The organism is Methylobacterium sp. GXS13 (genome assembly GCF_001455965.1).
GTDB lineage: Bacteria > Pseudomonadota > Alphaproteobacteria > Rhizobiales > Beijerinckiaceae > Methylobacterium.
The window spans coordinates 219,247-228,626 of the sequence record NZ_LKKO01000047.1; the positions used below are offsets into that span (position 1 = coordinate 219,247).

The window sequence follows — 9,380 nt, forward strand, 5'->3', positions numbered from 1 at the left end:
TCGCCGCACGCCGCTGTCACTGCGAGCGCAGCGAAGGGACCCCAGGGAAACGCAACGTTCGGGAATCGCGCGCTGCACTGGGTTGCTTCGCTGCGCTCACAATGACCGGTGAGGAGGCTACCCCTTCTCGCCGGCAACAATCTCGTGCGCCTCGGCAGGATGACATCTTGCACGCAGAGCGTCGGCGACGCGATCGGGCCTACAAGTAGCCCGGATACGCGGCCCCCTCCCTCTCAGCGGAAGGAGGCGCGCCGCGCTGCGGTTTCAGGCCGCCTTGGCCGCCATCGTGGCATGCTCGGCCTGGACCAGCACGTCGAGCGCCCGCCAGGGCTTCTGCATGTAGACCGTCTGGTCGGGCAGGCGTGCATCGCGGCTCGCACCGGAGGTGACGACCACCCGCACGTCCGGCCAGCGCCGCTCGACCGCCTGGGCGAGCGACACACCGTCCATGGCGCCCGGCAGACGGATGTCCGCGAAGAGAAGGGCGACGGTAACGTCGGACCGTTCCAGCACAGAGAGCGCAGCCTCGGCGCTCTCGCAGGCAATCACGCCGAGATCGCTCTCCTCGAGGACCGCAGTCGCGAGGTGACGCACCGCCGCGTCGTCCTCCACGACAAGGGCCACGGGGGCGGAACACTCGGGCTGGGCGCGATCCATGAAAATCTCCTGCTCTCGGTTGCGTGAAGCCCCTCTCCGGGTCGCGGCCTCATTCATGGACCGCTGATTCCCCGATTCGGCCATGCTGGCCTGCCAAGAGCCGGCTCACAAGTGACCTATTGGTTGAGTGGCACCTGCCTGCTCTGCAATCAGGCGGTGTCATTTTTATCCGGAACGCCCGAAAATGGCGCAGCCGGGTTTCGGTTAAGAACCTGTTCACCCGTGTGGACCGACTGTTAATCTCATTCGCCGCCGCCCGTTCCGTTCCGACATGACCTCAAGCGGGTCGCGCGAGAACCAAAGAAGGATCGTCGTCCGATATGTGCCGTTTCCTCGCCTATAGCGGTGAGCCGGTCTTTCTCTCGGACCTGGTCTGCGCACCGACGCATTCGCTGGTGCATCAATCCCTGCACGCCGACGAAGGGAAGACCGAGACCAACGGCGACGGCTTCGGCATCGGCTGGTACGGCGAGCGCCCGGAACCCGGTGTCTATCGCGACATCTCCCCGGCCTGGTCGGACGAGAATCTCGTCAACCTCTGCGGCCAGGTCCGCGCCCGGACCTTCTTCGCCCATGTGCGCGCGTCCACCGGCACTGCCACGGCGCGGGCGAATTGCCACCCGTTCGTCTACGGGCGGCACCTGTTCATGCATAACGGCCAGATCGGCGGCTATCACCGCATCAAGCGGCGGCTCGAGGCCCTGATCCCGGACACGTTCTACGATAACCGGCGCGGGAGCACCGATTCCGAGGCACTCTTCCTGCTGGCGCTGGCCAACGGGCTGGAGCAGGATCCGATCGGTGCCATGGCCCGGACCCTGGAAACGGTCCGCGGGCTGATGAAAGAAGCGGGCGTCTGCGAGCCGCTGCGCTTCACCGCGCTGCTGACCGACGGCGAGACACTCACCGCCTATCGCTGGGCCTGCGACGGCCGGCCCCCGAGCTTGTACTTCCGCGATGGTCCGGGCGGGATCGTCGTCGTGTCCGAGCCGATCGACGGCTGCCGCGAGGGCTGGCAGGTCGTCCCGAAGGGCGGCACCCTTCGCGCCCGGCACGGCAGCGCCACCGTGGTCACCCCCCCTGACACCATCCGCTCCCGCGCCGCCTGAGCGGATCCGGCCTCAGCCATGCCCGGAGCGGGATTGCCGATCCGCGCCACGTTGCCACATGTCGGCGACGGCCGACGATGCGGCCGGGCGGGAATTGACCGATGTATCCGGATACCGAGCTTCACATTGCCGGACGCTGGCGCGCGGGCGCCGACCGGGAGACCCTGGGCGTTCTGAATCCGGCCACGGGCGAGACGATCGGCCAGTGCGCCGTCGCCACCACGGCGGACCTCGACGAGGCCCTGGACGCGGCCGCCCGCGCCTTCCCGATCTGGCGCAAGGTGTCGCCGTTCGAGCGCGGCAAGCTGATGCGCAAAGCCGCCGACCTGCTGCGCAGCCGCGTCGACGAGATCGCCCGCATCATGACCCAGGAGCAGGGCAAGCCGCTGGCCGAGTCGCGGGTCGAGACCCTGGCCGCCGCCGACATCATCGACTGGTTCGCCGAGGAGGGTAAGCGCGCTTATGGCCGCGTCATCCCGGCCCGCGCCGACGGCGTGCTGCAAGCGGTCTTGCGCGAGCCGGTCGGACCCGTGGCCTGCTTCACGCCCTGGAACTTCCCGATCAACCAGGCGGTCCGCAAGATCTCGGCGGCGCTCTGCACCGGCTGTACGGTAATCCTGAAGGGCCCCGAAGATACGCCGGCGAGCTGCGCCGCGCTGGTCCGCGCCTTTCTCGACGCCGGCATTCCGGGAGACGCCCTGTCGCTGGTCTACGGCGACCCGGCGACGATCTCGGCCTACCTGATCCCGCACCCGGTGATCCGCAAGATCTCGTTCACCGGCTCGACGGTGGTCGGCAAGAAGCTCGCGGCGCTGGCCGGAGAGCACATGAAGCGCGCCACCATGGAACTCGGCGGCCATGCCCCGGTGATCGTGTTCGGCGATGCCGATGTGGAGAAGGCCGTTTCCGTCCTTGCCCCGTCGAAGTTCCGCAATGCCGGCCAGGTCTGCGTGTCGCCGACCCGGTTCCTTGTGCATGATTCGGTGTTCGACCGGTTCGTCGAGGGCTTCACCAGCTACGCCAAGAGCGCGAAGGTGGGCGACGGCCTCGATCCCGATACCAAGATGGGCCCGCTGATCCACGGGCGCCGCCTGGAAGCCATCGAGGCGCTCACCGCCGACGCCGAATCGGCCGGAGCCTCGCTGCGGGCTGGCGGCAAGCGTATCGGCAATCGCGGCAACTTCTTCGAGCCGACCGTCTTCACCGAGGTGCCGCTGACCGCGCGGATGATGAACGAGGAGCCGTTCGGCCCGGTGGCGATGATCAACCGCTTCTCGGAGGACGAGGAGGCGCTCACCGAGGCCAACCGCCTGCCCTACGGGCTTGCCGCCTATGCCTATACGCGCTCGGCCGAGCGGGCCGCGCGGGTGTCGAACACGGTGGAGAGCGGGATGATCTCAATCAACCACCACGGCCTTGCAGTGCCGGAGACGCCCTTCGGCGGCGTCAAGGAATCCGGCTACGGCAGCGAGGGCGGCTCGGAGGCGCTCGACGCCTACCTCGTGACCAAGTTCGTCACCCAGGCGAATTTTTAGGATGAGAACCGGCGCGTCGCCTGAAGCGGCGCGCCACACCGCATCAGTAATGCGGCGGCGGCGGTTCGGGCCGCCGCGCAGCGGACCGCGCCGCCGCCTCCTCCACCTGATCGCGCAATGCATCGACCTGGCGGACCAGCCGGTCGATCACCCGCCACTGCTCCGTCACGGTGCGGTTCAGGTCCTCGATCGTCGAATCCTGCTCGGTGAGGCGCATCTCCAGGCGATCGATGCGGGTGGGCTCGTCCATGGCCGGTCTCCAGTCCGGCCCGCGATAGCGCATCCGCGGCGGATCTCCGACAGCGATCCGCTAGGCGGCGTGTTCGAGATCCGCCACCGCGACCCGGTCGCGGCCTCCATGCTTGGCGACGTAGAGCGCGGCGTCGGCCCGCCGCATCAGCATCTCGAAATCGGACCCGTTCCGAGCCAGCGCGATCCCGATGCTGACCGTGACCCGCAGGCTCGGCAATTCCGGCACCGCCAATCCGGCGAAGGTCCGCCGCAGCTCTTCGGCCCGCGCCAGTGCCTCGGCGGGAGAAGCGTCGGGCAGCAGGCAGGCGAATTCCTCGCCGCCGAGCCGGCCAAGCATGGCCTCCCGGGGGAGCAATGATGCGACCATGGCACAGAAGCCCATCAGCACCGCGTCACCGACGGCATGGCCGTGGATGTCGTTGACTGCCTTGAACCGGTCGAGGTCGAACAGCAGCAGGGCTGCGTGCCGGTGGCTGGCAAGGGCCGCCTGCGCGGCGCTCGCGAAGGCCCGCCGGTTGGCGACGCCAGTCAGCGGGTCCGTCGAAGCGGCGATGCGCTGCTCGCGCTCGGCCCGCTCTTTAACGAGGGCCATGCAGGTGAAGGCCAGCGCGATCGAGAACAGTAGCGTGACGAAGCACAGGATCGCCACCCAGGGGGAGGTCAGCGGGTTCAGCCTCGGAGGCGGCGGCGCCAGCAGGGTCGAGGGGATCCGCAGGAGGTAGAAGGCGGCGTGCAACCCGAGCGTGGTCACGGCTACCACGCGCGAGGCCAGACGCTCCCGGCGCCCGCGCCAGAACTCCACGGCCGCATCACCGGAATAGACGGCCGCCACCGCGGACGCATAGATGATCCGGGCTTCGATTGATCCGTAGAAGTTCGGCTCCAGGCAGAGCACGCACCAGATCGCCGCTCCCGCGAGAGCCAGGTCGATCCGGATCGGTCGCCCCTCGAACGAGCGGACGCCGCTCCAGATCAGCCCATAGGCCGCCAGAACGACGGCGTTGGACACCGCGATGGACACGAGGTCGGGGATCTGGCCGCGCAGGGCGAGGCCGCCCGGGCGGCTGGCGCCGAGAATGTGCGCCACACCCCAGAGCGCCAGGGCGCGGGAAGATAGCGCCTGCCGCCACGACAGCATGAACAGCGTGCCGACCAGCAAGGTCATCACGGAACTAACGATCAGCAGGGTGGCTGGATCGAGATGCACGGCTTTCTATCAGTCTCCACCTGAGACGATAGCATGGGTGATCCGGTATTCTCCACTGCACGAGGCATGTCAGCGCGGTTTTAGCAGCAGAGCGACGAAAATGGCGCGTTCACGCTTGTAACGTCGGTTCGTTACGGTCGCGGGTGCGGCCGCAGGCCCCGTTCATGCGGCCGCAACTGCTTTGGCGGCGTGGATCACCGGTACGGCCGGCGCGCCTTCCCATTCCGTGTTGGCGGGGATCGACTCGCCCTTCATCACGATGGTGAGCGGGCGCAGCCGGGCGTAGTCGCCGACCTTGGTGTCGTACAGGACCGTCGCGAACGACCCGACCGACACACCGCGGCCGACCACGACGCGGCCGATCTTCATGATCCGGTCCTCGTACAGGTGGGTCTGCAGCGCCGAGACGCGGTTGATCGTGGCGTAGTCGCCGATCGACACGCAGTCGAACTCGGTGATGTCGGTGGTGAGCATGCACACGCCCTGGCCGACCTTCACGCCGAACAGGCGCAGTGCCCAGGGCAGGAACGGCGTGCCCTGGAGGTGCTCCAGCAACACCTTGCCGGCCAGGCCCCAATAGGCCACCGCGATCGCCTCGGTGCGCATCGCCCACCAGGACCACATCGGCTGCATGCCGGGCTTGTAGACGCCCATCAGCAGCCACTTCATCGCGATGACGGCACTGGACTGAATCAGCGCGATGCAGACGCTGGCGGTGACGAAGCTGACGGCCAGCCCCGTCCAGTCCTTCTCCAGGATCGCCGGATAGAAGTACCAGTCGATCGCCGTGATCGCGAGGGTGATGTAGAGCATCGGCGAGAACGAGGTCGCGAAGGCCTCGAACACGCCGCGCCGGACCTTGGGCCACATCCCGGGCTCGTAGGTCTGCGCGTTGGAGCCGAGATCGACCTTCTGGCGGGCGGGCAGCCGGATCGGCGGCGAGCCGAACCAAGTCTCGCCGGGGCTCATGGCGTCGTTGGCCGGCGGCTTCGACTTGATGCCGATCAGCACGTCGTCCGGGATGTCGGCCCCCGGCGGCACGACCGCGTCGTTGCCGACGAAGACCCGCGCGCCGGTCCGCGCCACGGCGAGATGCATCCAGCCGCGCCGGATCTCCTCCTCGCCGAAGACGACCTCGTCGGCGACGAAGTTCTTCGCCCCGACTTCGGCGAGATCGTAGCGGCTGCCGAGATTGGTCGAGATTTCGGCACCGTGGCCCATATGGGCGCCCATGAGCCGGTACCAGGCCCGCATGTAGACGGTGGCAAACAGCGACGAGAGCGTCTCCAGCGTCACCTCGACGGCGAGGGCCAGAGACCACTTGCGCAGATAGAACAGCGAGTGGACCGAGTGGGTGCCCGAGCGGGCGCGGGGCAGCACGATCCAGCGGATGCCGGCGATCAGCAGCACCGTGCCGGCGGTCATCAGCATGGCGGTCGGCCAGGTCAGGATCGGCAGGTACCAATGGTAGTCGATGTCGGTGATGTCGGAGAGCGAATCCGAGATCTGGTCGAAGATGAAGAAGGCCGGGAAGATCGGGAGCAGCCCGACCGCCGGGATCGCCCCGAGCAGCACGGTATAGGCCACCCCGAAGGCGGCGCGGCGGGACCACGAGGCCTCGGCGGGCGCCGGCAGCTCCGACGGATCGGCCATGCCGACCTTTCGGCCGGGCGAGCCGTCCCAGATCTCGGCCGGCCCGACCCGGGTGCCGGTCGGGATCGTGGTCAGGTCGGCGATCTCGGCCCGGGCGCCGATCACCGTGTCGTGGCTGATGACGCAGGAGGTGCCGATGGCCGCATCCGCCCCGATCTCGACCGCGCCGATCACCAGCTCGTTGCCGACGATCTCGGCATTGGCGATGACCAGGCGGCCGCCGAGCGACGCGCCGTCGCCGATGGTGAGCAGGTCGGGGGCGCCGATCTCGATATCGGAGATCAGCGCGTCGGTCCCGACCTTGGCGCCCATCAGGCGGAGGTAGACCGAGATCGCCGGCGAGCCCTGGAGCCACTTCACGTGGACCAGGGGCGCCAGGCGCTGCGCCAGCCACCAGCGGTAGTAGTAGACCCCCCAGAGCGGGTAGCGGCCCGGTTTGGTCCTGCCCAGGATCAGCCACTTGCCCGCGACCGCGATCACCGCGGTGACGCCGTTGATCGCAATGTAGACGAGCAGCAGCACGCCCAGCTCGGCGAAGAAGCTGAGGCCGCCGCCGGTGAGCAGCAGGTAGGTAACGAAGATCCCGAGCCACTGGGCGGTGGAGAGGGTGATGACGATCGGCAGCGCGACGGCCTGAGCCAGCCCGCACAGGGCCCGACGCAGCAGCGGCGGCGGCTCGAAGCTCAGGTCGCGCACGGAGGCCGCCGCGCCCATGCCACCGGTGCGGGCGATCAACGCGTCGGCCATCGCCCGTAGGGTGCGCAGGGCGTAGACGTCCGGCAGGGTGATGCCGGCGAGCGCGGGCGCCTCGCGCACCGCCGAGACGAAGCGGGCGGCCAGCAGCGAATGGCCGCCAAGATCGGCGAAGAAATCGCCCTCCAGCGGGATCGGCTGGTTGCCGAAGACCTGCTTGGCCGCGGCGACCAGAGCCGCCTCGGTCTCGTTGGCGGGGGGCTCCTGCTCGCTGTCGGCGGAGACGACCGTGAGCGGGGCGATCTTGAGGGCTTTGCGGTCGACTTTGCCGGAGGTCAGGCGCGGCAGGGTCTCGGCCAGCTCGAAATGGCCGGGCACCATGTAGGGCGGCATCTGGCCGGCGAGCGTCCGGCGTAAGGTAGCGGTGTCGACGGACCGGCCGCGCTCGGGGATCAGGAAGGCCACCAGCCGGTCGACGCCGTCATCCTGGCGCAGCACCACCGCCGCCTGGTTGATGTCCGGCACGCTGCGGATCCGCGCCTCGATCTCGCCGAGTTCGACCCGGAAGCCGCGGATCTTCACCTGGTCGTCGATGCGGCCGTGGAACACGATCCGGCCGGCGGCATCCAGCGAGACCGCGTCGCCCGAGCGGTAGAGGATCGGGTCGGTCCCGTCCGAGGCGAACGGGTTGGCAATGAACTTCTCCGCGGTCAGCTCGGGCCGCGCCAGGTAGCCCCGGGCGACGCCGGGACCGCCAATCAGCAGCTCACCCTGCTGGTCTCGGCCGAGCAGGCTCAGATCCTCGCCGGCGACGTAGACCGAATAGTTCGGGATCGGGCCGCCGATCGTAACGGGCTCGCCGGGCCGCATCTCAGCCGCGGTGGCGACCACGGTCGCCTCGGTCGGCCCATAGGTGTTGAACAGCTGGCGGGTGCCGCTGGCCCAGCGGGCGACCAGCGGTTCGGGCAGGGCCTCGCCGCCGAGCAGGACCAGGCGCACGGTCGGCAGGTCGCCGGAGATCATTGCCAGCAGGGTCGGCACGGTGTCGAGCACCGTGATCCGCTCGGCCTCCAGGATACCCGGCAGGGATTCGACGTCGCCCATCATGGCCGGGCTCGCCACGAACAGGGTCGCGCCAACGAGATATGGGACCCAGATCTCCTCCATCGACAGGTCGAAGGCGACCGACGCACCCTGGAACACGATGTCATCGGCACGCATGCCGTAGAGCGCGTTTCCCGAACGGAGGAAGTGACAGATGTTGGCGTGGCTGATGACGATGCCCTTGGGCACGCCGGTCGAGCCGGAGGTGTAGATCAGATAGGCGGGATGCTCCGGCGTCAGGCCGGCGGCCCGGGGATCCGGCACCGGCGCATCCGCAGGTGTCGCCGCGTCGAGATCGGCCGGGGTCAGGGCGGGCGCCGCATCGGGCGCGGCGGCGGCCAGCGCCGGCGAGACCAGCAGCGCCTTGGCGGCGGAATCGGTCAGGCAGACCCCGACCCGGTCGGCCGGCGCCTCGGCGTCGAAGGGCAGCCACGCGGCGCCCGACAGGGTGATGCCGATCTGGGCGACCAGCAGGTCCGGGCCGCGGGCCATCCACAGACCGACCACGTCCCCGGGGCCGATGCCGCGATGGGCGAGCCCGGCTGCGATCCGCCCGGCGCGGGCGGCGACCTCGGCATAGGTCAGGCTCGGGTGGACACCCCCGGCAACCACGCGGGCGCCATCGACGAGGCAGGGATGCTCAGGCCGGGCGTGCGCCGAGGCCAGAAAGATGTCGGCCAGCACCTCGTCGCGGATCAGGTCGGGGCGGTGGGCGCCACGCAGCACGGCCGCCCCATCCGCCGGACGCTCACGCGCCTCGGCGGCCGGTCCGGACCGGGTCTTCTCGGCGACGTCGCTCATCCGCTGCTCCGCTAACCGACCGAACAGGGCGGCGCATACCGTGGCGGCCGCCCTATAGCCAGCCGATCATGCCGTTATCGAGGCGGCTTTGAACCGTGGGTGAAGGGCGGCGCAGCGTGTCTATCAAAACGCACGGCGACCGGGATGTCTCCTGCCGCACGCGAGGGTGCGGCGCGGCTCCCGCGAGGGATGCTCAAGCCCAGCGCCAGCCGGTCGGCTCCAGGACCAGCACCTCGCCCTGGCGGATGCCGAGGCGGGGCGCGGCGTAGACGTCGAGGAGGCCCAGGGCGACCAGGGCCGCGCGTGCCACACCACCATGGGCGACCGCCACGGCATCCCCCTGCAGATCGGCCAGGACCGGGCCGACCC

General features: G+C 69.2%; 6 protein-coding genes and 1 pseudogene. 2 read left to right on the forward strand and 5 right to left on the reverse strand.

What is annotated here, in order from left to right; all coding sequences use genetic code 11:
• Positions 1–264: 264 nt before the first annotated feature.
• Entirely contained in the window at positions 265–657 is a 393-nt protein-coding gene (locus AO398_RS18030) for a response regulator (protein ID WP_058193469.1), read from the reverse strand.
• A 320-nt stretch (positions 658–977) separates the two neighbouring features.
• Here AO398_RS18030 and AO398_RS18035 point away from each other — a divergent pair, with 320 nt between their 5' ends.
• Both AO398_RS18035 and AO398_RS18040 read left to right on the forward strand, forming a co-directional pair.
• Positions 978–1,766: a class II glutamine amidotransferase gene (locus AO398_RS18035; protein ID WP_058193470.1), complete on the forward strand. Its 789-nt coding sequence runs from the start codon at positions 978–980 to the stop codon at positions 1,764–1,766.
• A 101-nt stretch (positions 1,767–1,867) separates the two neighbouring features.
• Entirely contained in the window at positions 1,868–3,301 is a 1,434-nt protein-coding gene (locus tag AO398_RS18040) for an NAD-dependent succinate-semialdehyde dehydrogenase (protein ID WP_058193471.1), read from the forward strand.
• Positions 3,302–3,344: 43 nt separating this feature from the next.
• Here AO398_RS18040 and AO398_RS18045 read toward each other — a convergent pair whose 3' ends face one another.
• From AO398_RS18045 to AO398_RS29435, 4 genes and pseudogenes are all read right to left on the reverse strand, one after another.
• Entirely contained in the window at positions 3,345–3,551 is a 207-nt protein-coding gene (locus AO398_RS18045) for a SlyX family protein (RefSeq protein ID WP_058193472.1), read from the reverse strand.
• A 60-nt stretch (positions 3,552–3,611) separates the two neighbouring features.
• Positions 3,612–4,760: a GGDEF domain-containing protein gene (locus AO398_RS18050; protein WP_058193473.1), complete on the reverse strand. Its 1,149-nt coding sequence runs from the start codon at positions 4,758–4,760 to the stop codon at positions 3,612–3,614.
• A gap of 162 nt (positions 4,761–4,922) precedes the next feature.
• Positions 4,923–9,011 (reverse strand): Pls/PosA family non-ribosomal peptide synthetase, encoded by a 4,089-nt coding sequence (locus AO398_RS18055; protein ID WP_058193474.1) that lies wholly within the window; start codon positions 9,009–9,011, stop codon positions 4,923–4,925.
• Between the two features lie 193 nt (positions 9,012–9,204).
• A pseudogene (locus AO398_RS29435) lies at positions 9,205–9,380 on the reverse strand (histidine phosphatase family protein); the annotation flags it as partial.